The following is a 22,750-nucleotide window of genomic DNA, read 5'->3' as shown; positions in this document are numbered from 1 at the left end:
CTGACCGGTGTGCAGCGCGCGGCGGTACTGCTGCTGTCCCTGGGTGAGCTGGACGCGGCCGAGGTGCTGCGCCACATGGAACCCAAGGAAGTGCAGAAGATCGGCATCGCCATGGCCACCATGACCGATATCACCCGCGAGCAGGTGGAACGGGTGATGGACCAGTTCGGCCAGGAGCTGGGCTCGAAGACCTCGCTGGGCGTGGGCTCGGACGACTACATCCGCAACATGCTGGTGCAGGCGCTGGGCAGCGAAAAGGCCGGCAACCTGATCGACCGCATCCTGCTCGGCCGCAACACCACCGGCCTGGATGCGCTGAAGTGGATGGACCCGCGTGCGGTGGCCGACCTGGTGCGCAACGAGCACCCGCAGATCATCGCCATCGTGATGGCCCACCTGGAAACCGACCAGGCTGCCGATGCGCTGAAGCTGCTGCCCGACCGTACCCGCGTGGACGTGCTGCTGCGCATTGCCACCCTCGACGGTATTCCGCCGAACGCGCTGAATGAACTCAACGAGATCATGGAGCGCCAGTTCGCCGGCAACCAGAACCTGAAGTCGTCCAACATCGGCGGCGTGCAGTGCGCGGCCAACATCCTGAACTTCATGGACAGCGGCCAGGACCAGGCGATCCTGGGCGAGATCGCCCGTATCGACGCGCCGCTGAGCAACCGCATCCAGGACCTGATGTTCGTGTTCGACGACCTGGTCGACCTGGACGATCGCGAAATGCAGCTGGTGCTGCGCGAAGTGAGCGGCGAGCGCCTGGGCCTGGCCCTGCGCGGTGCCGACATCAAGGTGCGCGACAAGATCACCCGCAACATGTCGCAGCGCGCGGCGGAAATCCTGCTGGAAGACATGGAGGCCCGTGGCCCGGTGCGCCTGTCCGACGTGGAAGGCGCGCAGCGCGAGATCCTGGCCATCGTCAAGCGCATGGCCGATGAAGGCACTGTCACCATCGGTGGCAGCGCGGAGGCCATGCTGTGAGCAACGTCGTGCGCTGGCTTGCCCCGGACCTGCTGGCCCAGCCCGAACCGGCGCGGGCCCAGGAGGATGTGTTCGAACTCACCGAGCCGGACCCGGAACACGAACCGGAACCGCCGCTGCAGCTGCCGACCCTGGAGGAAATCCAGGCGATCCAGGACAGCGCCGAGAAGGAAGGCTTCCAGCACGGCCATACCGAAGGCTATGGCCAGGGCCAGGCCGAGGTGCGTCGCCTCGCCGCGCAGATCGAGGGCATCCTCGACAACTTCAGCCGGCCGCTGGTGCGGCTGGAGAACGAAGTGGTCGGCGCGCTGGGCGAGCTGGCGGTGCGTATCGCCGGTGCGCTGGTCGGTCGTGCCTACGAGGCCGAGCCGGCGCTGCTCGCGCAGCTGGTCGGTGAAGCGATCGATGCCGTGGGTGGAAGCACCCGCGAGGTGGAAGTCCGCCTGCACCCGGACGACATCGCCGCCCTCGCCCCGCTGTTGAACCTGTCGCCGCAGCAGCGCCTGGTACCGGATACCAGCCTCAGTCGTGGCGACCTGCGCGTGCACGCCGAAGCCGTGCGCATCGACGGCACCCTGGAAGCGCGCCTGCGCGGTGCGCTGGATGCGGTGATCCGCCAGACCGGAGCAACCACATGAGCCCGGAATCGCAAGCCGCGCCACAACCGGCAGCGCAGCCGGCCGACTGGGCCGTGGCCCGCAACCTGCGCCTGGCCAGCCGTCTCGACGGCCTGCGCGTGGACACCGCGCATGGTCGCGGGCTGATCCGCGAAGGCGTGCTGCGCCGCGCGGTCGGGCTGACCCTGGAAGCGGTCGGCTGCGAGGCGCCACTGGGCGCCAGCTGCAAGGTCGAAGTGGTCGATGGCGGCTGGGTCGATGCCGAAGTGGTCGGCTTTGCCGGCGAACGTACCTACCTGATGCCCAGTGCCGAACTGCACGGCCTGCTGCCCAACGCGCGGGTGGTGCCCTCGGCGCGCCGTGGCGGCGTGGAAGTGGGCGAAGGCCTGCTCGGCCGCGTGATCGACAGCGACGGCGTACCGCTGGACGGCAAGGGCCCGATCCGCGCCGAAGGGCATGTCGGCATGGCCGGCGTGTCGATCAATCCGCTGGCGCGCGAACCGATCACCCAGCCGTTGGACGTCGGCGTGCGTGCGATCAACGCACTGCTGCCGATCGGCCGCGGCCAGCGTGTCGGCCTGTTCGCTGGCTCCGGCGTCGGCAAGTCGACGCTGCTGGGCATGATGACCCGCTACACCGCCGCCGACGTGATCGTGGTTGGCCTGATCGGCGAGCGCGGCCGCGAAGTGCGCGATTTCGTCGAGACCACGCTGGGCGAGGAAGGCCTGCGCCGCGCGGTGGTGGTCGCCAGCCCCGCCGATCGGCCGCCGCTGGCACGCCTGCACGGCGCCTACCGCGCCACCGCCATCGCCGAGTGGTTCCGCGACCAGGGCTTGAACGTGCTGCTGCTGATGGACTCGCTGACCCGCTTCGCGCAGGCGCAGCGCGAGATCGGCCTGTCGGTGGGCGAACCACCAACCACCCGCGGCTACCCGCCGTCGGTGTTCGCCAAGCTGCCGGCACTGGTCGAACGCGCGGGCAACGGTGCCAAGGGCCGCGGCTCGATCACCGCGTTCTACACGGTGCTGACCGAGGGCGACGATCCGCAGGATCCGATCGCCGATGCGGCGCGCGCGATCCTCGACGGCCACATCCTGCTGTCGCGCCGCGTCGCCGACAGTGGCCTGTACCCGGCCATCGACGTCGAATCGTCGGTCAGCCGCGTGGTCACGGAAATCGCCGACGAGCCGTGGCGCCTGCGCATCCGCAAGCTGAAGCGGCTGGTGTCGGCCTACTCGGCCAACCGCGACCTGATCGCCATCGGTGCCTATCAGCGCGGCAACGACGCCGCGACCGACGAAGCCCTGGAACGTTGGCCGGAAATCATGGAGTTCCTCGGCCAGGACGTTGCCAAGGCCGCAGATCTCCCGCACAGCCAGGCGGCGCTGCAGCGCCTGGTGGAACAAGAGAGCTAAGCCATGAACCAGTCCAAGCGCATCGATCCCCTGCTCAAGCGGGCCCAGGAACACGAGGACGCGGTGGCCCGCGATCTCGCCGAACGCCAGCGCGTGCTCGATACCCATCTATCGCGACTGGACGAACTGCGCCGTTATGCCGAGGAGTACGCCAACGCCCAGATGGCGGCGACCAGCCCGGCGCAACTGCTCAACCGTCGCGCCTTCCTCGACCGCCTCGACAGCGCGGTGGAGCAGCAGCAGCGCACCGTCGACGGCAACCGCGAGAAAGTGGAAGCCGAGCGGGCACGACTGATCCTGGCCAGCCGCGACAAGGCCGTACTGGAGCAGCTGGCCGCCAGCTACCGCGCGCAGGAGAAAGTGGTGACCGACCGCCGCGACCAGCGCGAAATGGATGACATCGGCGCGCGCCGGGCGCGGCTGGTGCAGGCCGAAGACCAGGACGGTGCCGAGCAGGGAGGCCGCGCGTGATGCCCGCTCCACTCAGCGGCAGCGCCAGCGCCCAGCCGCAGGGCTCCGGCAATGGTGCCGCGCGTACCCCGCGCAGCGACAGCAACAAGGAATTCAGCCAGCTGCTGCACGGAGGCGCGCCGGCTGCCGATGCGCCCGCCCGGGCGTCGAGCACGCCGACACCCACCACCCCGCAGGGTCCAGCGTCGGACAGCAGGGATCAGGCCGGCAGCGAGCGCAACCCGGACACCGCCGCCGCACCCGAGGACACCGCGGCCGTGGTGCCTGCAGTACCGGCCAAGCCCCTTGCCGAGAAGGACGCACCGGCTGCAACCGAGGAGGCGCCCTGGCCGCCGCTGGGCCTGGCCGGGCTGGTGCTGGCGGTACCGCTTCCCGCCGATCCTGCCGCTGCCCTGCCCGCCGCTGCGGTTGTGCCGGCCACCGACACTGACGGCGTTGCCCTGCCTGCCACAGCTGCACAATCGGCCGCTGCGGTTGTGCCGGCCGCTACCACGCCGGCTGCCGCCGCCACCGAGGGCAAGGCCAACGCCGCGTCCGGCACCGAGCAGGCGACCACGCTGCCACTGCCTGAGATGCTGCTGCCCGGGAAACGCAGCGAGCGTAGCGAAGACGGCGACGCGCCCCTGATCGGCGAGCGCACCGCGGCGCCCCTGCTGCACGCCCCGGCCAACGCCGCGGTGCAGGACCTGAAGGCCGCGCTCGCTGCTGGCAACGCGATCTTCAACGGCGAGCCGACGCCGAAGCCGGTGCTCGGTGATGATGGCTTCGACCAGGCCATCGGGGCGCGGCTGGGCTGGCTGGCTGACCAGAAGATCGGCCACGCCCACATCCGGCTGAGCCCGGATGACATGGGCCCGGTCGATGTGCGCCTGCAGTTGAATGGCGACAAGGTGCATGCCAGCTTCAGCAGCCCGCATGTGGACGTGCGCCAGGCCCTGGAAAACAGCCTGCCGCGCCTGCGCGAGCTGCTCGGCGAGCAGGGCTTCCAGCTGGCCCACGCCGATGTCGGCCACCAGGCCCCCGGTGGTGACGGCAATGCGTCGGGACCATCCAGTGGCGGCGGGCTGGCCGGTGACGGAGAATCGACGCCGGGCGACGCCAGCGTCTCCCCCGCCCAGTTGATCCGCCAGCGCGGGTTGCTGGACGCCTACGCCTGACAGGCGTGCCAACCAAGGTTGGCACCCACCGACACAGGTATCCGACGGAATTCCGTCGCACCCCTCCACCCGCCCTTCGGCACGCCCCTTGCATATCCCGGTGAAGCAACCCTCAGGAGCTTCACCCCGTGGCCGCAGCCGCTGAAAAAACCAAGAAGACCGCCGAGAAGGACAAGACCGCCAAGCCGCGTAGTCCGATCCTGATCACCGCACTGGTGGCCGTACTGGCCGCCGCAGCCGCCGGTGGTGGCGTCTGGTTCTTCACCCAGTCCAAGCACGAAGAGAAGGCCGCGCAGGCGCCGAAGAAGACCGCCACGCCCGCCCCCGCCCAGTACTTCGCGCTGGACCCGGCCTTCGTGGTCAACCTCAACGGCCCGGTCGACGGCCCGCGCTACCTGCAGCTGGAAGTGCAGCTGATGACCCGCGACCCGGCCGCGCTGGAGGCGATCAAGACCCACGCCCCGGCCATCCGGGCGCGCCTGCTGATGCTGTTCTCGCAGGTCAGCCCCGACCAGATCGCCGATATCGCCGGCAAGCAGAAGCTGCAGGCCGCCTCGCTCGCCGAAGTGCAGAAGGTGCTCAAGGCCGAGACCGGCAGCAACGGCGCCGATGATCTGCTGTTCACCAGCTTCGTGACCCAGTAAGGGCCCACCGATGAATGACCTGCTGTCCCAGGACGAGATCGATGCCCTGCTCCACGGCGTGGACAGTGGCGCGGTCGAGACCGATCCGGAACCGCCGTCAGGCGAGGCGCGTTCGTACGACTTCGCCAGCCAGGACCGCATCATCCGCGGTCGCATGCCGACCCTGGAAATGGTCCACGAGCGCTTCGCGCGCCTGTGGCGGATCGGCCTGTTCAACCTGATCCGCCGCTCAGCCGAGCTGTCGGTGCGCGGCATCGAGCTGATCAAGTTCAACGACTACATGCACTCGCTGTATGTGCCGACCAACCTGAACCTGATCCGCTTCAAGCCGCTGCGCGGTACCGGCCTGATCGTGTTCGAGCCGACCCTGGTGTTCGCCATCGTCGACAACTTCTTCGGCGGCGACGGGCGCTACCCGACGCGCATCGAGGGCCGCGAGTTCACCGCCACCGAAATGCGGGTGATCCACCTGCTGCTGAAGCAGACCTTCGCCGACCTGCGCGAGGCCTGGGCACCGGTGATGGACGTCGACTTCGAGTACATCAATTCGGAGATCAACCCGCACTTCGCCAACATCGTGACCCCGCGCGAATACGTGGTGGTGTGCCGCCTGCACGTGGAACTGGACGGCGGCGGCGGCGACATCCACGTCACCCTGCCGTACTCGATGCTGGAGCCGATCCGCGAACTGCTCGACGCGGGCATCCAGAGCGACCGCAACGACCGCGACGAGAGCTGGGGCCAGACCCTGCGCGAGCAGCTCAACATCGCCGAGGTGACGCTGTCCAGCGTGCTGGCCAGCAAGCGCATGACCCTGCGCGACCTGACCCGGCTGAAGGTTGGTGATGTGCTGCCGATCGAGCTGAATCCGCAGGTGCCGCTGTGCGTGGAGAACATCCCGGTGTTCACCGGCGAGTTCGGCATCGCCAACGGCATGAACGCCGTGAAGATCACCGCTACCCATCCGCCGGGCACCCGTCCGCGCGTACCCGTCATCCAGGAAGACCCGCAATGAACGATATCGACGCCCTCGAACCGACCCCGGCCCAGTTCAGCAGCCTGCAGGCCGATGAGGCGAACGGTCCCGACCTGAACCTGGACGTGATCCTCGACGTGCCGGTGACCCTGTCGCTGGAAGTCGGTCGCGCCCGCCTGCCGATCCGCAACCTGCTGCAGCTCAACCAGGGCTCGGTGGTGGAACTGGAACGCGGCGCCGGCGAATCACTGGATGTATTCGTCAACGGCACCCTGATCGCCCACGGCGAAGTGGTGGTGATCAATGACCGCTTCGGCGTGCGCTTGACCGACGTGGTCAGCCCGAGCGAGCGGATCCGGAGACTGCGTTGAGCCTGCTGGCCTCCACCCTGCTGGCGGTCGGCAAGACCGCCGCGCCGATTGGCCCGCAGGTCGGCCAGCACGCGGCCGCCGCACCGAGCCTGTTCGGTGCGGTGCTGGCGCTGCTGGCGGTGCTGGCCCTGGTCATCGGCCTGGGCTGGCTGCTCAAGCGCCTGCCCGGCAGCGGCTTCCGCCCGGCCGAAGGCATGAAGCTGGTGGCCAGCCTGAGCGTCGGTGCCAAGGAACGCGTGGTGGTGGTGGAAGTCAACGGCCAGCAGCTGCTGCTGGGCGTGACCGCCGGCGGCATCAATACCCTGCACACCCTGCCCGAACCGCTGCCGCCGCCGGCACCGGTGCGCGTGCCGGATTTCAAGAACCTGCCGAATTTCGCCCAGCTGCTGCAGCAGCGGCTGCGCAAGGACCCCTGACATGCGTGTCACCCGTACCCGTGTTGCCACCCTGATGCCGTGGCTGCTGTTGCTTGCCCTGTGCCTGTTGCCGGCACTGGCGTTCGCCGCGCCCGGCGCGCCGACCACGCCGCTGCCGGACATCAACGTCGGCAAGATCGGCGGTGCGCCGGTCAGCCTGCCGCTGCAGACCCTGCTGCTGATGACGGCGATCACCCTGATCCCGTCGATGCTGCTGGTGCTGACCTCGTTCACCCGCATCATCATCGTGCTGGGCCTGCTGCGCCAGGCACTGGGCACCGGGCAGACGCCGTCCAACCAGGTGCTGCTGGGGCTGGCCCTGTTCCTCACCGCGATGGTGATGATGCCGACCTGGGACAAGGCCTGGAGTGCCGGCATGGCGCCCTACCTCAACGGCGAGATCGACTTCCAGACCGCGTGGACGCTGACCACCACGCCACTGCGTGGCTTCATGCTGGCGCAGATCCGCGAGACCGACCTGATGACCTTCGCCGGCATCGCCGGGCACGGCACCTATGCCAGCCCCGACGCGATCCCGTTCCCGGTGCTGGTTGCCTCGTTCGTCACCAGCGAGCTGAAGACCGCCTTCGAGATCGGCTTCCTGATCTTCATTCCGTTCGTGATCATCGACCTGGTCGTGGCCAGCGTGCTGATGTCGATGGGCATGATGATGCTGTCGCCGATGCTGGTGTCGGCCCCGTTCAAGATCCTGCTGTTCGTGCTGGTCGATGGCTGGGTGCTGACCGTGGGCACCTTGGCGGCCAGCTTCAATCCGGCCTGATATCCCTCGTAAAGCGCAGTCGAGCATGGCTCGACTCTACATAAGCAGATGGAACCCGAATGTCTCCCGAACTTGCCTTGACCGAACTGCGTGGCGGCCTGATCACCGTGTTGTGGGTGGCCGGCCCGTTGCTGCTCACCGTGCTGGTGGTGGGCGTGGTGGTCGGTGTCGTGCAGGCCGCGACCCAGTTGAACGAACCGACCATCGCCTTCGTCGCCAAGGCGGCGGCACTGACTGCCGTGCTGTTCGCACTGGGCAGCCTGCTGATCGGCCACCTGGTTGAATTCACCACGCTGCTGTTCCAGCGCATTCCGCACCTGATCGGCTAGGACGCGCAACTCGATGGATGCCGCCACCCAGATGGCCGCCGACGGCCTGCAGGCCTTCGGCATGATCGGCACCGTGCTGTGGACCATGCTGCGCATCGGTGCGGTGGCCATGGCCATGCCAATGGTCGGTACCCGCGCAGTACCGGCGCGGGTCCGCGTGGTGCTGGCCGGCACCCTGGCCATCGCGTTGGCGCCACTGTTGCCGCCCGTACCCGAGTGGACCGGATTCGATGCCGCTACCGTGCTGACCATCGCCCGTGAGCTGGCGATCGGCGTGGCCATCGGCTTCCTGCTGCGGCTGGTGTTCGAGGCCGGCGCGATGGCCGGCGAACTGATCGCCCAGGGCACCGGCCTGGCCTTCGCGCAGATGAGCGACCCATTGCGCGGCGGCACCTCGGGCGTGATCGGCCAGTGGTTCTACCTGCTGTTCGGCCTGCTGTTCTTCACTGCCAACGGCCACCTGGCCTTGATCTCGCTGGTGGTGGACAGCTACCGGGCGCTGCCGATCGGCGCTCCGCTGCCGGACCCGCACGCGTTCTTCAGCATCGCCCCGACCTTCCTGCTGACCGTGCTGCGTGGCGCGCTGACCCTGGCGATTCCGTTGACAGTGGCGATGCTGGCGGTGAACCTGGCCTTCGGCGTGCTGGCCCGCGCCGCGCCGGCGCTGAACCCGATCCAGCTCGGCCTGCCGGTCTCGCTGCTGCTGGGCCTGTTCCTGCTGGCCCTGCTGGCCGGGGAAATGGGCCCGCCGGTACAGCGCCTGTTCGACGCCGCCTTCCAGGCTGCGGACGCGGTCACACGCTGACCCGATCATCACGTTTTGCCGCTTGCCCTTCCCCCGGGTCTGCGCGTTAGAGTGAATGCGTGGCGTCCAGGGGGGACGCCACGATCGGCCAGCGTTCCGCGCCGGCCCGCCTCATGCATGCCCCACCGTGGTTTCCGTCGACAGGCAGGTCCGGGAGACTGACGAATGCTGGTAGGCACGTACAACCCGTGGCTGGTGGCGATCTCGTTGCTGGTTGCCGTGATGGCCTCGTACACCGCGCTGGCGATGGCCGGGCGCACGGTCACCGCTCCCGGCAAGGGCGCCGCCTGGTGGTGGCGGCTCGGCGGCGGCTTCGCCATGGGCCTGGGCATCTGGTCGATGCACTTCATCGGCATGCTCGCCTTCAACCTGCCCATTCCACTCGGCTACGACCTGCCGATCACCCTGCTTTCCCTTGCACTGGCCATCGCCTCGTCGGTGTTCGCGCTGTGGCTGGTCTCGCTGCGCACCCTGCCGCACCCGCGGCTGGCCGGTGGTGCATTGCTGATGGGCACCGGCATCGCCGGCATGCATTACGTCGGCATGGCCGCCATGCGCATGCGCCCGGGCATCGAATACGACCCCGGTTGGCTGCTGTTCTCGCTGATGGTGGCGGTCGCCGCCTCTTGGACCGCGCTGTATGTGGCATTCCGCCTGCGCGCGCAGCGCACGCGGGTGGGTGATCGGCTGGCCGCGGCCGGGCTGCTCGGGCTGGCCATCGTCGGCATGCACTACACCGGCATGGCCGCCGCACGCTTCCCGGAAGGCAGCATCTGCGGCGCGGCGGTGGGCGACGGGCTGCAGAGCGAATGGCTGGCGATGCTGGTGGTGGTGCTGACCGTGGCCATCCTGGCCGTGGTGCTGGTGGTGTCGTGGCTGGATCAGCGCGTGGAAGCGCAACTGCTGCGCCTGCGCAATTCACTGCTGAGCACCTCGCTGACCGACGCCCAGCAGGAACTGACCCAGGCCGCGCTGCACGACCCGCTGACCCGCCTGCCCAACCGCCTGCTGCTGCAACGGCGCATCGTGCAGGCACTGGCCGAGGCCGAACAGGGCGGCAACCGCTTCGCGGTGATGTTCATGGACCTGGACGGGTTCAAGCAGGTCAACGATGCCTATGGCCACCAGGCCGGCGATGCCCTGCTGGTGGCGGTGGCCGAGCGCACGCGCCAGCTGTTGCGGCCGCACGACATGCTGGCACGGCTGGGCGGCGACGAATTCGTGCTGGTGGTGCGCATCGAGCACGACGAGGACCTGCCGACCCTGGCCCGTCGCATCCTGCAGGCGGTGGGCAGCGGCCCGCTGTTGCCCGACAACGAACTGCAGGTGACCGCCAGCATCGGCGTGGCGATCTGCCCCGACCACGCCGCCAGCGAGCGGCAGCTGATGGCCTTTGCCGATGCGGCGATGTACCAGGCCAAGGAGTCCGGGCGCAACGCCTTCGTGCTGTTCGCCGACTGGATGAACGACAGCGCCGAGCAGCAGTTCCGCCTGCTGGCCGACCTGCGCCGGGCGATCGGCAGCGATCAGCTGTTCCTGAACTACCAGCCGAAGATCCGCGTGGCCACGCAGAAGGTGGCCGGCGCCGAGGCGCTGATCCGCTGGCGCCATCCCGAGCATGGCCTGATTCCGCCGGATCGCTTCATCCGCCTGGCCGAACGCAGCGGCGCGATCAACGACATCGGTCGCTGGGCGCTGGACCAGGCCTGCCAGCAGCTGCGGCGCTGGCACGACGCCGGCCACGAAGGCTGGTCGATGTCGGTGAACCTGTCGCCGGTACAGTTCAGTTCGCCGCATCTGCTGCAGGACGTGCGCACGGTGATCGAACGCCACGCCATCGCGCCACGCCATCTGGTGCTGGAGATCACCGAAAGCACGGTGATGCGCGATACCGACACCAGCCTGCGCCTGCTGCAGGCGCTGTCGGCGCTCGGCGTCGGCATTTCCATTGACGACTTCGGCACCGGCTATTCCAGCCTGCTGTACCTGAAGCGGCTGCCGGCCACCGAGATCAAGATCGACCATGCCTTCGTGCGCGATCTGGAGCACAGCGCCGAGGACGTGGTGATCGTCTCGGCGATCGTGGCGCTGGGCCACGCGCTGGACATGGATATCGTGGCCGAAGGCGTGGAAACCGCGGCACAGCGCGCCTACCTGGAACGATTGGGCTGCGACTACCTGCAGGGCTACCTGCTCGGCCGCCCGGTCGATGCCGCCCGCTTCATGCAGCTGCACGATCTGCCCCGGCCACGGGTGGAACTGGCGCAGAGCCCGCCGACCCAGCATCCACCCGGGTAACTCCGGGCTGCACGCCTGCGGGGTACGGCCTGGTGCTGCCCGCACCTGCCCTGGCAGGTGCCCATCCTGGTTGGCACCTGAACCCGTCACGGAACAGTTCTTGCACGCACCCCGGCATCCCCTGCCGCAGTGCCCGTGATGTCCGAGAACGAATCCGCCGGCGAAAAGACCGAACAACCCACCGAAAAACGCCTGCGCGACGCCCGTGAACAGGGCAACCTGCCGCGCTCGCGCGAACTCGGCACGGCCGCCGTGTTCGGCGCCGGCGTGCTGGCGGTGATGGCCATGAGCGGCTCGATCGGCCGCGGCGCGACCGCCTGGATGAAGCATGCGCTCAGCCCGGAACAGAGCCTGCGGCAGAACCCGAAGGAACTGTTCGGCCACTTCGGCGACCTGCTGCTGCAGTTCCTGCTGGTGATCGCGCCGCTGGTGCTGGTCTGCCTGCTGGCCAGCTTCGTCGCACCGCTGGTGATGGGCGGCCTGCGCTGGTCGCAGAAGGCGTTGCTGCCCGACATCAACCGGCTGAACCCGATGAGCGGGCTCAAGCGCCTGTACGGCCCGGAGGCCATCGCCGAGTTCACCAAATCACTGCTGCGCGTGGCCTTTGTCGGCGTGGCCGCCGGGCTGGTGGTGTGGACCGGCTTCGACACCCTGCGCGGGCTGATCCACCACCCGTTGGAGACTGCCATCACCGACGGCCTCGGCTTCACCCTGCGGCTGCTGCTGGCCACCGCCGGCGCGATGCTGGTGCTGGCCGCCATCGATGCCCCGTACCAGCGCTGGAACTGGATGCGCAAGCTGAAGATGACCCGTGAAGAGCTGCGCCGGGAAATGAAGGAAAGCGAGGGCAGCCCGGAGGTGAAGGGGCGCATCCGCCAGCTGCAGCAGCAGATGGCCAACCGCCGGATGATGGAAGCGGTTCCCACCGCCGATGTGGTGGTGGTCAACCCGACCCATTACGCGGTGGCCCTGAAGTACGAAGGCGGCGCCATGAACGCCCCCACCGTGGTCGCCCTGGGCGTGGACGAGACCGCCCTGCGCATCCGTGAAGTGGCCGACGGCAACAAGGTCGCGATCGTCTCTGCCCCGCCTTTGGCACGCGCCTTGTATCGGGAAGGCCAACTCGGAAAGGAAATCCCCGTGAGACTGTATTCGGCCGTCGCCCAGGTCCTGTCCTACGTCTACCAGCTGCGCTCCTGGCGCACTGGGCCGATGCCGGACGCCCCGCACATCCAGGTGGATGAATTCGGCAAGGGAGGGCGCCCGTGAGCGCCCAGCCTTCCTCCGGCTTCAACACCCGCCGCGCCCTGGAAATGATCCGCCAGGGACTTGGCGCGCCGCTGATCGTGCTGGCCCTGCTGGCCATGGTCGTGGTGCCGCTGGCCGCGCCGGTGCTCGATGCACTGTTCACCTTCAACATCGCCATCTCGCTGATGGTGCTGCTGGCGGTGGTCTACGTGAAGCGCCCGCTGGACTTCACCATCTTCCCGATCGTGCTGCTGATCACCACCATGCTGCGGCTGGCGCTGAACGTGGCCTCCACCCGCGTGATCCTGCTCAACGGCCAGAACGGCCATGACGCCGCGGGCAAGGTCATTGCCGCGTTCGGCGAGTTCGTGATCGGCGGCAACTACGCGGTCGGCATCGTGGTGTTCGCGATCCTGACCATCATCAACTTCGTGGTCATCACCAAGGGCGCCGGCCGCGTCTCGGAAGTGACCGCGCGCTTCATCCTGGACGCGATGCCCGGCAAGCAGATGGCCATCGACGCCGACCTCAACGCCGGATTGCTGACGCGTGAAGAGGCCAAGGCGCGCCGCGAGGAAGTCCGCGAGGAAGCCGACTTCTACGGCGCGATGGACGGTGCCAGCAAGTTCATCCGCGGCGACGCCATCGCCGGCATCCTGATCCTGTTCATCAACATGCTCGGCGGCCTGGCCGTGGGCGTGATGCAGCACGGCATGCCGTTCGGCCAGGCGGCCGCCACCTATACCCTGCTGTCGATCGGTGACGGCCTGGTGGCGCAGCTGCCGGCGCTGCTGGTGTCCAGTGCGGTGGCGATGCTGGTCACCCGCGCCTCGCGTTCGCAGGACATGGCCCAGGCCATGAGCGGCCAGGTGTTCGGCCAGTACCGCGCGCTGGCGATCACCGCCGGCATCCTCGGCCTGGTCGGGCTGGTGCCGGGCATGCCCAACGTCGCTTTCCTGACGCTGGCGGCGATCCTCGGCTTCATCGCCTGGAAGCTGTACCGCAAGGAGAAGGCACCGGCAGCCAACGCCGCGGCCGCAGGCGGCGACGCGGCCGCGCTCAATGCACTGGGCCGCCCGGCCGCACCGGCGCCGACCGCCGAACTGAGCTGGGACGAGCTGCGCCCGGTCGATCCGCTGGGCCTGGAAGTGGGCTACCGGCTGATTCCGCTGGTGGACGCCAACCAGGGCGGCGAGCTGATGGCGCGGATCAAGGGCGTGCGCCGCAAGCTGACCCAGGATGTCGGCTTCCTGATCCCCTCGGTACACATCCGCGACAACCTGGAACTGCCGGCCAACGGCTACCGCGTGCTGGTGCATGGCGTGCCGGTGGCCACCGCCGAAATCCATCCCGACCGCGAGCTGGCGCTGGACCCTGGCAGCGCGCTGGGGGCACTGGAGGGCATTGCCGGCAAGGACCCCGCGTTCGGCCTGGATGCCACCTGGATCCAGCCGCACCAGCGTGCCCAGGCCGAAACGCTGGGCTATACCGTGGTCGATCCGGCCACGGTGGTTGCCACCCATCTGTCGCACCTGATCCGCGAGCACGCGCCGGAACTGCTCGGCCACGAGGAGGTGCAGCACCTGCTGGCCAACCTGGCCAAGAGCGCGCCCAAGCTCGTCGAAGATCTGACGCCGAAGGCGCTGCCGCTGTCGGCGGTGGTGCGCGTGCTGCAGAACCTGCTGGTGGAACGTATTCCGATCCGCCAGCTGCGCAAGATCGCCGAAGCGCTGGTCGAGCATGCGCCCAGCAGCCAGGACCCGGCCGTGCTGACCGCCGCGGTGCGCACTGCGCTGGGCCGTTTCATCGTGCAGGAGATCGCCGGAATGTCGGCGGAGCTGCCGGTGTTCACCCTCAACCCGCAATTGGAACGTGTCTTGCAGGAGTCCACGCAGGGCAACGGCGCCGCGCTGGAACCCGGACTCGCTGAGCGACTGCACCAGAGCCTGGCCGAATGTGTCAGCAAGCAGGAAGCCCGCAACGAGCCCGCGGTCGTGCTGGTACCCGGCCCGGTGCGCGCCGCGCTGGCCCGCCTGGTCCGCCACAGCGTTCCGTCGCTGTCGGTCCTGGCCTACAGCGAGGTGCCGGAAGACAAGCGCCTGAAGCTGGTCGGCACGATCAGCTGACGCCGCCCTTCGATGCGCCAGAAAACAGACACCACCTTCGAACCAACGCAACAGACAGACACCAAGGGGAACCCGCACCGTGCAGACCACCGACCACCCGAGTTCCCCGACCGCCACTCCGCCGTCTTCGTCCCGTGACCACAGCATGAAAATCAAACGATTCGTCGCCGCCGACATGCGCTCGGCCATGAACCTGGTGCGCAAGGAACATGGTCCTGACGCCGTGATCCTGTCCAACCGCCGGATCGAGGAAGGCATCGAGATCGTCGCCGCCGCCAACTACGACGAGAGCGCCGTGCAGCGTGCACTGGAAGCCTCGCGCCGCGACGTGGCCCCGCCGCCGGCGCCCAAGCCGCGTACCGCCGCCGATGCGGTGATCGCCGCCGTCACCCGCCGCCGCAGCAGCACCCCGGCACCGGAACCGGTGGCCGCCACCACCTCGGCCGTCGCCGCCCTCGCCCGTGCGGCGGTCGGCGCCACCGGCCGCACCCTGGACAGCGCCGACGAGATCGTACCGACCCGCGGCAGCACCGGCTTCGCCGCCACGCTGGCACGCGCCGCCGTCAATGAACCGGCGCTGCCGGAACAGATCTTCGCCCCGTTCGCCGAAGCCATCGTCGCGCCGGCCAACCGCGCCCGCTTCCTGATCGACCCGCCGCACGAGGCGCATCACGAAAGCCCGGCGCCGGCCGTACAGCCACCGCCGCTGCCGACCGCTGCCGTGGCCGACATGCAGCCTGGCATCGCCGCCAGCGAACCGGCAGCGGTGGACGCCGACGCCGAAGCCAGCCCGGCCCCGGTGCTGGCCCCGGCGCCGACGCTGACGGTGGTCGCCCCGGACGACGCCGAGATCCGCCAGCTGCGCCAGGAAGTGGCCGGCATGCGCCAGGTGATCGAGCGCGAGATGAACCGCTTCACCGACGAGCGCCTGCGCGGCTGCCCGGTACGTGCCACCGCGCTGGACCTGATGGACGAATACGGCTTCGACGCCGGCCTGGCCCGCGACGTGGCCATGCAGATCCCGCTGGAGACCGAAGCGCACCGTGGCCGCGGCCTGATGCTGGGGCTGATCTCGCGCAAGCTGCCGATCGCTCCGGTCGACCCGCTGGAAGAAGGCGGCGTGATCGCCCTGGTCGGCCCGACCGGCGCCGGCAAGACCACCACCATCGCCAAGCTCGCCTCGCGCTTCGCCGAGAAGCACGCCCCGCGTGACGTCGCCCTGGTGACCACCGACACCACCCGCATCGGCGCCCGCGAGCAGTTGTACGGCTACGGCCGCCAGCTCGGCATCGCCGTGCACGAGGCCAACAGCGGCACCGACCTGGACCAGCTGCTGGAACGCCTGAAGGACTACAAGCTGGTGCTGATCGACACCGCAGGCCTGGGCCCGCGCGACCGTGCACTGGCCGCCCAGCTGCAGTGGCTGCGCGCCGCCCGCCAGGTCCGCACCCTGCTGGTGCTGCCAGCCAACACCAGCTTCGGCGACATGGACGAGGTGGTCCGGCGCTTCGGCGCCGCCAACCTGCAGGGGCTGGTACTGAGCAAGCTGGACGAGACCGGCCGCTTCGGCAACGCCCTGTCGGTGGCCGTCGACCACGCCCTGCCGATCACCTGGGTGACCGATGGCCAGGACGTTCCGGAGGACCTGCACCGGGCCAGCGCAGCCAATCTTGTACTTCGCCTTGAAGATTTGCGCCGAGCGGCCGATATGCCCTGCAACCCGGAGTTGAACCATGCCGTCGCGTGAGTACGCCAAGCTGACCAAGACCTTCCCGCTGTCGGCCACCCGCAGCGAGCCGCTCGGCCCTGTGCGCACCATTGCCGTCACCGGCGGCAAGGGCGGCGTGGGCAAGACCAACGTCTCGGCCAACCTGGCCGTGGCACTGGCCGGCATGGGCAAGCGCACGCTGCTGCTGGACGCCGACCTCGGCCTGGCCAACATCGACGTGATCCTGGGGCTGAACCCCACCTTCACGCTGGCCGACCTGGTCGCCGGCCGCTGCTCGCTGGAAGACGTCATCGTCGAAGGCCCGAACGGCGTGCTGGTGGTCCCGGCCGCGTCCGGCCGCCGCCACATGGCCGAGCTGGCCCCGGCCGAGCATGTCGGCCTGGTCAACGTGTTCTCCGAACTGGAACGCGAGCTGGACATCATGGTGGTGGACACCGCCGCCGGCATCACCGACGGCGTGCTGACCTTCTGCCAGGCCGCGCAGGACACCGTGGTGGTGGTCTGCGACGAGCCGGCCTCGATCACCGACGCCTACGCACTGATCAAGGTGCTGTCGCGCGAACGCGGCGTGGACCGCATCCAGGTGGTGGCCAACATGGTGCGCGACCCCAACGAAGGCCGCGTGCTGTACGAGAAGCTGACCCGCGTCTGCGAGAAATTCCTCGCCGATGTCTCGCTGAACTACCTGGGCTGCGTGCCGCAGGATGACTGGCTGCGCCTGTCGGTGCAGCGCCAGCAGCCGGTGGTGAAGGCCTACCCGTCCAGCCCGGCGGCGCTGGCGATCACCGAGATCGCCCGCCGCACCGCACGCTGGCAGGCGCCGACCGAACCGCGCGGCGGCGTCGAGTTCTTCCTCGAACGCATCCTCAAGCAACGTGGGGTGGCGGCATGAAAGGCGCAGCCCAGTACCGGGAGGTCCAGCGCTCGGCCGCCAACGAGGTGATCGCCCAGCACTCGGACCTGGTGCGGCGCATCGCCCACCACCTTGCCGCGCGCCTGCCGGCCAGCGTCGAAGTCGACGACCTGATCCAGGCCGGCATGATGGGCCTGATCGAGGCCTCGCGCAGCTACGACGCCGACCAGGGCGCCTCGTTCGAGACCTACGCCTCGATCCGCATCCGCGGTTCGATGATCGATGAGATCCGGCGGGGCGACTGGGTGCCGCGCTCGGTGCACCGCCGCGCCCGCGACGCCGCCGCCACCATCCGCCGGCTCGAACAGAGCAGTGGCCGTGCCGCCAGCGCCACCGAAGTGGCCGCCGCAATGGAGATGCCGCTGCCCGAGTACCTGCGGCTGATGGAAGATGCCGCACGCGGCCAGGTGCTGAGCCTGGAGTCGCGCATCGAGGACCAGGGCGAGCTGGACACCGTAGCGCAGGGCGGCCCGACCCCCCAGCAGGTGCTGGAGCGCGGCGAGTTCGGCCGCGAGCTGGGCAAGGCCATCGGCCATCTGCCCGAGCGCGAACAGCTGGTGCTCTCGCTCTATTACGAGCAGGAACTGAACCTGAAGGAGATCGGCGCGGTGCTCGGCGTGAGCGAGTCGCGGGTCTGCCAGATCCACGGCCAGGCCGTGCTGCGGCTGCGTGGCCGGCTGAAAATCTTCGAGGCGGCGGACGCCGGCCTGGAAGAATGAACATCCCCGAGGCGGCTGCCCCCGGCCGCCCGGAATGAACAACAAAGGAACTCTGCTTTGAACAAGAACATGCGCATCCTGATCGTCGACGACTTCTCGACCATGCGTCGAATCGTCAAGAACCTGCTGGGCGATCTGGGCTTCACCAATACCGCCGAAGCCGAGGACGGGCATGCTGCGCTGTCGCTGCTGCAGAGCCAGCCGTTCGATTTCGTGGTCACCGACTGGAACATGCCGGTGATGACCGGCATCGAGCTGCTCAAGGCGATCCGTGCCGATGCCAAGCTGAAGACCCTGCCGGTGCTGATGGTCACCGCCGAAGCCAAGCGCGAGCAGATCATCGAAGCCGCCCAGAGCGGCGTGAACGGCTACATCATCAAGCCGTTCACCGCGCAGACCCTGGAAGAAAAGCTGGGCAAGATCTTCGAACGCCTGGCGGCCAGCGCCTGATGGACACCACGGTCGACAAGAACGCCCTCGCCCTGCGCCTGCAGGAAGCCCTGGACGCACTGGAGTCCGGTGACGAGGCCGCCTGGCGGCAGCGCATCGACGGACTGGTCGCGCTGCGCACGCAGCCGATGATGAGCGGCCTTTCGCGGCTGGCCCGCGAACTGGGACAGGCGCTGGGTGAACTGCCGACCGTACCCAGCGAAGCCGGTGAGCTGGATGACGCCTGCGCGCGCCTGGACCACGTGGTGGCAATGACCGAACAGGCCACGCACCGCACCCTCGACCTGGCCGAGGAATGCCGCAGCCTGACCGAACAACTACGCGCCGAAGGCCTGCAGCCGGGCCAGGACGCGCAGCTTGAGCGCATCCGCCACAACCTCACCGAGATCGCCCTGACCCAGAGCTACCAGGACCTGACCGGGCAGATCATCCGTCGCGTGGTCGGCATCGTTCGCCGCGTGCACGAAGGCTTCGGCGCGCTCGGCCTGCCGCCGGAACAGCATCGCACCGACCCGGAACTGGCCGGGCCGGCACTGAAGGGACTGGACCGCCACGCGGTCTCGCAGAACGACGCCGACGACCTGTTGTCGGATCTGGGGCTGTAAGCATGAGCGCGGTATCCGACGACATCACTGCCGATTTCATCATCGAGGCCCAGGAAATCCTGGATCGGCTGGGCGAACAGCTGGTGTCGCTGGAGCAGGCACCGCAGGACAGCGAGCAGCTCAATGCGGTGTTCCGCGGCTACCACACGCTCAAGGGCGGCGCCGGCTTCCTCGGCGTCACCGCCATGGTCGAGCTGTGCCACGCTGCCGAAGAAGCCCTCGGCATCGCGCGCGCTGGCCAGGCCGTGTTGCAGGCCCATCACTTCGACGCGGCCCAGCAATCGCTGGATTACCTGCAGTCGATGCTCGATGCAGTGTCTTCCGGCACCGAACCGGGCTACGCCCCGCCGGAGCTGATCGCACAATTCGACATGCACGGCGGCGGAACCGCGGCCCCCACCGCCTCGGCACCCGCTGCCGGCGGCGGCGACCTGATCACCGAAGACGAATTCGAGGCCCTGCTCGACCAGCTGCACGGCGGCAACGCGCCCACTGCGGTGGCGCCAGCGAAGAAAGCCGACGACGGCCTGATCAGCGAGGACGAGTTCGAAGCCCTGCTCGACCAGCTGCACGGTGGTGCGGCCCCCGGCAGCAAAGCGGTCGCCGCCGCACCGATTGCTCCGCCGCCGGCACCCCGCCCTGCTGCACCCACCCCGCCCGCCAAGCCGGCCGCTAAGCCGCTGGCCGAGGCCGAACACACCGTGCGCGTGGACACCAAGCGCCTGGATGCGATCGTCAACCTGATCGGCGAACTGGTGCTGTCACGCAACCGGCTGAAGACGCTGCGCGCACGCCTGCGCGACGAAGAGCTGGACCGCGCGGTCTCCACCCTGGACATCGCCACCGCGCGCCTGCAGTCGGCAGTGATGCGTACCCGCATGCAGCCGGTCGGCAAAGTGTTCTCGCGCTTCCCCAAGGTGGCCCGCGACGTCGCCCGATCACTGAAGAAGGAAGTGGATCTGGAGCTGATCGGCGCCGAGACCGAGCTCGACCGCAACCTGGTCGAGGCCTTGGCCGACCCGCTGGTGCACCTGGTCCGCAACGCCATCGACCACGGCGTGGAAATGCCCGACCTGCGCGAAGCGCAGGGCAAGCCGCGGATGGGCCATGTGCGGCTGTCGGCCCAGCAGGAAGGCGACTATGTCAGCATCGAAGTGCAGGACGATGGCGCCGGCATCGACCCGGAAAAGCTGCGTGCGAAGGCACGCGAGAAGGGCCTGATCGATCCGGAAGCCGCCGCCCGCCTGAGCAGTGAGGAATGCCTGCACCTGGTGTTCCTGCCCGGCTTCTCGACCAAGCAGCAGGTCACCGATATCTCCGGCCGTGGCGTCGGCATGGACGTGGTGCAGTCGCGCATCCGCGAACTGAGCGGCCAGATCCAGATCCAGTCGGAACTGGGCCGTGGCAGCCGCTTCCTGATCCGCGTGCCGCTGACCCTGGCGATCCTGCCGACCCTGCTGGTGCAGGCCGGCGAGGACGTCTACGCGCTGCCGCTGGCGCGCGTGATGGAAGTGCTGCATGCGCCGCGCACCTCGCTGGGCTGGTTCGATGGCCGTGCCGTGCTCGACCGGCGCTCGCACACCCTGCCGCTGGTCGATCTGCGCCAGTGGCTGGATGTGACGCCAGCCGCCTCGACCCTGCTGACCATCGTGGTGCTGCAGGCCGGCGAGGCCCGCTTCGGCCTGGTCGTTGACCAGGTGCGCGGGCGCGAGGAAGTGGTGATCAAGCCGCTGCCCAAAGCCCTGCGCGGGCTGCGCGGTTACGCCGGTGCAACCTTGATCGGCGATGGTCGCATGGCGCTGATCCTGGACGTGGACGGCCTGCGATGAACCCCGCCGGGCCCTGCCCGGCGGCCCGAAAACTGTGACTACCGTCTGTACGCGATCTCCCGGTGTCTCAAGTCCCATTCATACACGCCGATACCGGAACCATGGATAGACTCAGCCTCATTGGACTCTTTCTCGCCCTGGCCTCGCTGGTCGGTGGCAGCATCCTCAAGGGCGCCGGCCTGGCGTCGTTGTGGTCGCCTGCGGCGTTCGTGATCGTCATCGTCGGCACCATCGCCGCGATCCTGCTGCACACCTCGCCGGCAGTGTTCAAGCACGCGTTCAAGATCGTGCGCTGGGTCGTGCGCCCGCCGCACAGCGACCGCCGTGAGCTGATCCAGCAGATCGTCGAGTGGAGCAACATCGCCCGCCGCCAGGGCCTGCTGGGCCTGGAATCGCAGGTGGAAGCGCAGCAGGACCCGTTCCTGCGCAAGGGCCTGCAGCTGCTGGTGGACGGCGTCGAACCGGAGTCGATGCGGCACATGCTGGAAATCGAACTGGGCAGCCAGGAACACCAGGACCAGGCCGGCGCCAAGGTGTTCGAGGCGATGGGCATCTATGCGCCGACGCTCGGCATCATCGGTGCCGTGCTGGGCCTGATCGCGGTGATGAAGAACCTGGCCGATCCGAGCAAGCTCGGCCACGGCATCGCCGCCGCGTTCACCGCCACCATCTACGGCATCGCCTCGGCCAACCTGCTGTTCCTGCCGATCGCCGCCAAGCTCAAGAGTGTGATCTCGCACAACACCCGCGACCGCGAAATGGTCATCGAAGGCCTGATCTCGATCGCACAGGGCGAGAACCCGCGCAACATCGAAACCAACCTCTCCGGCTTCCTGCACTGACATGGCCCGCCGCAAGCACCACGAAGAGCACGCCAACCATGAAGCATGGGCGATCCCCTATGCCGACCTGATGACGCTGCTGCTCGCCTTCTTCGTGGTCATGTATGCGATTTCCTCGGTCAACGAGGGCAAGTACCGGATCATGGCCGATGCGCTCACCGATGCCTTCGGCGGTGCGCCGCGCACCATCAACCCGGTGCAGGTCGGCAACAAGCAGGTGCAGGGCGGCGGCTGGGACAGCCCGTCGGTGATCAAGTCCGGCACCAAGATCGGTCCATCCGCACCCGCCCCGTCGCATGACCCGACGCTGCTGCCATCGATGGCCTCGCAGATGCGCATGCCGGTATCGGTGCACAACCAGGAACAGATCGCGCGCGCCGAGCGCCAGCTCAACAGCATCGCCGACCGCCTGACCGCCGCGCTGGCGCCACTGATCGACCGCGGCATGATCAGCGTGCGCCGCACCGAACTGTGGATCGAGGTCGAGATCAACAGTGACATCCTGTTCCCCACCGGCTCGGCCGCGCTGGACGTGCACGCACGGCAGACCCTGGCCAGCCTGGCCGACGTGCTGCGCGATGTGCCCAACAGCGTGCGCGTGGAAGGCCACACCGACAACGTGCCGATCGCCACCGCCACCTTCCCGTCCAACTGGGAACTGTCGGCCGGGCGCGCGGCCAGCGTGGTGCACCTGTTCGCCGACCAGGGCGTGCAGCCGTCACGACTGGCGATGGTCGGCTACGGCCAGTTCCGCCCGCGCGAAGAGAACGACAGCGCGCAGGGCCGCAACCGCAACCGCCGGGTGATGGTCATCATCCTGGCAGACACCTCGCACTCGGTCGATCCGCTCGGGCAGCGCCTGAACGCTGCCACCGGCGCCGTCGACAACAGCGCCACCGAACAAGCCGCCGCAACTCCGGCTACCGCCCCCACCTCCCCCATCGCACCGGTGAAGTTGCCGCCGGTGCCGGCTGGCAGCCGCGTCGGCGCCGCCGTTCCCCCGGCAATGAAGGAGTAAACCG

23 protein-coding genes are annotated in these 22,750 nt (G+C 68.6%); all 23 read left to right on the top strand.

The window, feature by feature from the left end:
- Complete coding sequence (fliG, locus tag K5L94_RS11055; RefSeq protein ID WP_024958226.1) at positions 1–987, top strand: flagellar motor switch protein FliG; 987 nt, start codon at positions 1–3, stop codon at positions 985–987.
- Entirely contained in the window at positions 984–1,625 is a 642-nt protein-coding gene (locus K5L94_RS11050) for a FliH/SctL family protein (RefSeq protein WP_274512598.1), read from the top strand. The genes fliG and K5L94_RS11050 overlap by 4 nt, the downstream gene beginning before the upstream one ends.
- The gene (locus tag K5L94_RS11045; protein ID WP_049456083.1) at positions 1,622–3,019 is read left to right on the top strand and encodes a FliI/YscN family ATPase; all 1,398 of its coding nucleotides are present in this window, start codon (positions 1,622–1,624) and stop codon (positions 3,017–3,019) included. The genes K5L94_RS11050 and K5L94_RS11045 overlap by 4 nt, the downstream gene beginning before the upstream one ends.
- A gap of 3 nt (positions 3,020–3,022) precedes the next feature.
- Positions 3,023–3,490 (top strand): flagellar export protein FliJ, encoded by a 468-nt coding sequence (gene fliJ, locus K5L94_RS11040; RefSeq protein WP_006443420.1) that lies wholly within the window; start codon positions 3,023–3,025, stop codon positions 3,488–3,490.
- The gene (locus K5L94_RS11035; protein WP_274512597.1) at positions 3,490–4,647 is read left to right on the top strand and encodes a flagellar hook-length control protein FliK; all 1,158 of its coding nucleotides are present in this window, start codon (positions 3,490–3,492) and stop codon (positions 4,645–4,647) included. The genes fliJ and K5L94_RS11035 overlap by 1 nt, the downstream gene beginning before the upstream one ends.
- A gap of 128 nt (positions 4,648–4,775) precedes the next feature.
- Positions 4,776–5,291, top strand: a complete 516-nt coding sequence (locus tag K5L94_RS11030; RefSeq protein WP_133934588.1) for a flagellar basal body-associated FliL family protein — start codon at positions 4,776–4,778, stop codon at positions 5,289–5,291.
- Between the two features lie 10 nt (positions 5,292–5,301).
- Positions 5,302–6,306, top strand: a complete 1,005-nt coding sequence (gene fliM / locus K5L94_RS11025) for a flagellar motor switch protein FliM (RefSeq protein WP_008267348.1) — start codon at positions 5,302–5,304, stop codon at positions 6,304–6,306.
- On the top strand, positions 6,303–6,638 hold the full coding sequence (gene fliN / locus K5L94_RS11020; RefSeq protein WP_005409543.1) for a flagellar motor switch protein FliN: 336 nt from the start codon (positions 6,303–6,305) through the stop codon (positions 6,636–6,638). Before fliM ends, fliN begins: the two co-directional genes overlap by 4 nt.
- Positions 6,635–7,054 carry a flagellar biosynthetic protein FliO gene (gene fliO, locus K5L94_RS11015; RefSeq protein WP_008266130.1) on the top strand — a complete coding sequence of 140 codons (420 nt, stop codon included), beginning with the start codon at positions 6,635–6,637 and terminating at the stop codon, positions 7,052–7,054. Before fliN ends, fliO begins: the two co-directional genes overlap by 4 nt.
- Position 7,055: 1 nt before the next feature.
- Positions 7,056–7,835: a flagellar type III secretion system pore protein FliP gene (gene fliP, locus K5L94_RS11010; RefSeq protein ID WP_049456087.1), complete on the top strand. Its 780-nt coding sequence runs from the start codon at positions 7,056–7,058 to the stop codon at positions 7,833–7,835.
- Positions 7,836–7,894: 59 nt separating this feature from the next.
- Positions 7,895–8,164: a flagellar biosynthetic protein FliQ gene (locus tag K5L94_RS11005; RefSeq protein WP_005413254.1), complete on the top strand. Its 270-nt coding sequence runs from the start codon at positions 7,895–7,897 to the stop codon at positions 8,162–8,164.
- Positions 8,165–8,177: 13 nt separating this feature from the next.
- The gene (gene fliR, locus K5L94_RS11000; protein ID WP_008267295.1) at positions 8,178–8,969 is read left to right on the top strand and encodes a flagellar biosynthetic protein FliR; all 792 of its coding nucleotides are present in this window, start codon (positions 8,178–8,180) and stop codon (positions 8,967–8,969) included.
- Between the two features lie 165 nt (positions 8,970–9,134).
- Positions 9,135–11,267 carry a putative bifunctional diguanylate cyclase/phosphodiesterase gene (locus K5L94_RS10995; RefSeq protein ID WP_008268399.1) on the top strand — a complete coding sequence of 711 codons (2,133 nt, stop codon included), beginning with the start codon at positions 9,135–9,137 and terminating at the stop codon, positions 11,265–11,267.
- Between the two features lie 138 nt (positions 11,268–11,405).
- Positions 11,406–12,536: a flagellar biosynthesis protein FlhB gene (flhB, locus tag K5L94_RS10990; protein WP_006443036.1), complete on the top strand. Its 1,131-nt coding sequence runs from the start codon at positions 11,406–11,408 to the stop codon at positions 12,534–12,536.
- Between the two features lie 44 nt (positions 12,537–12,580).
- The gene (flhA, locus tag K5L94_RS10985; RefSeq protein ID WP_274512628.1) at positions 12,581–14,641 is read left to right on the top strand and encodes a flagellar biosynthesis protein FlhA; all 2,061 of its coding nucleotides are present in this window, start codon (positions 12,581–12,583) and stop codon (positions 14,639–14,641) included.
- Positions 14,642–14,786: 145 nt separating this feature from the next.
- Positions 14,787–16,388: a flagellar biosynthesis GTPase FlhF gene (flhF, locus tag K5L94_RS10980; protein WP_274512596.1), complete on the top strand. Its 1,602-nt coding sequence runs from the start codon at positions 14,787–14,789 to the stop codon at positions 16,386–16,388.
- A complete protein-coding gene (locus tag K5L94_RS10975) occupies positions 16,375–17,262 on the top strand; it encodes a MinD/ParA family ATP-binding protein (protein WP_008267550.1) in 888 nt (295 codons plus the stop codon). Before flhF ends, K5L94_RS10975 begins: the two co-directional genes overlap by 14 nt.
- Positions 17,259–18,002: an RNA polymerase sigma factor FliA gene (locus K5L94_RS10970; protein ID WP_005413248.1), complete on the top strand. Its 744-nt coding sequence runs from the start codon at positions 17,259–17,261 to the stop codon at positions 18,000–18,002. The genes K5L94_RS10975 and K5L94_RS10970 overlap by 4 nt, the downstream gene beginning before the upstream one ends.
- Before the next feature lie 57 nt (positions 18,003–18,059).
- On the top strand, positions 18,060–18,452 hold the full coding sequence (cheY, locus tag K5L94_RS10965) for a chemotaxis response regulator CheY (protein WP_006365466.1): 393 nt from the start codon (positions 18,060–18,062) through the stop codon (positions 18,450–18,452).
- A complete protein-coding gene (locus K5L94_RS10960) occupies positions 18,452–19,057 on the top strand; it encodes a protein phosphatase CheZ (protein WP_006442968.1) in 606 nt (201 codons plus the stop codon). Before cheY ends, K5L94_RS10960 begins: the two co-directional genes overlap by 1 nt.
- Before the next feature lie 2 nt (positions 19,058–19,059).
- Entirely contained in the window at positions 19,060–20,886 is a 1,827-nt protein-coding gene (locus tag K5L94_RS10955) for a chemotaxis protein CheA (RefSeq protein WP_274512595.1), read from the top strand.
- A 101-nt stretch (positions 20,887–20,987) separates the two neighbouring features.
- On the top strand, positions 20,988–21,728 hold the full coding sequence (locus K5L94_RS10950; RefSeq protein WP_006442919.1) for a flagellar motor protein: 741 nt from the start codon (positions 20,988–20,990) through the stop codon (positions 21,726–21,728).
- A 1-nt stretch (position 21,729) separates the two neighbouring features.
- Positions 21,730–22,746, top strand: a complete 1,017-nt coding sequence (gene motD, locus K5L94_RS10945) for a flagellar motor protein MotD (protein ID WP_053449667.1) — start codon at positions 21,730–21,732, stop codon at positions 22,744–22,746.
- Positions 22,747–22,750: the final 4 nt, after the last annotated feature.

This window comes from Stenotrophomonas forensis (genome assembly GCF_028752115.1).
Classification (GTDB): Bacteria; Pseudomonadota; Gammaproteobacteria; order Xanthomonadales; family Xanthomonadaceae; genus Stenotrophomonas; species Stenotrophomonas forensis.
This window is presented reverse-complemented; position numbering and strand designations above follow the sequence as displayed.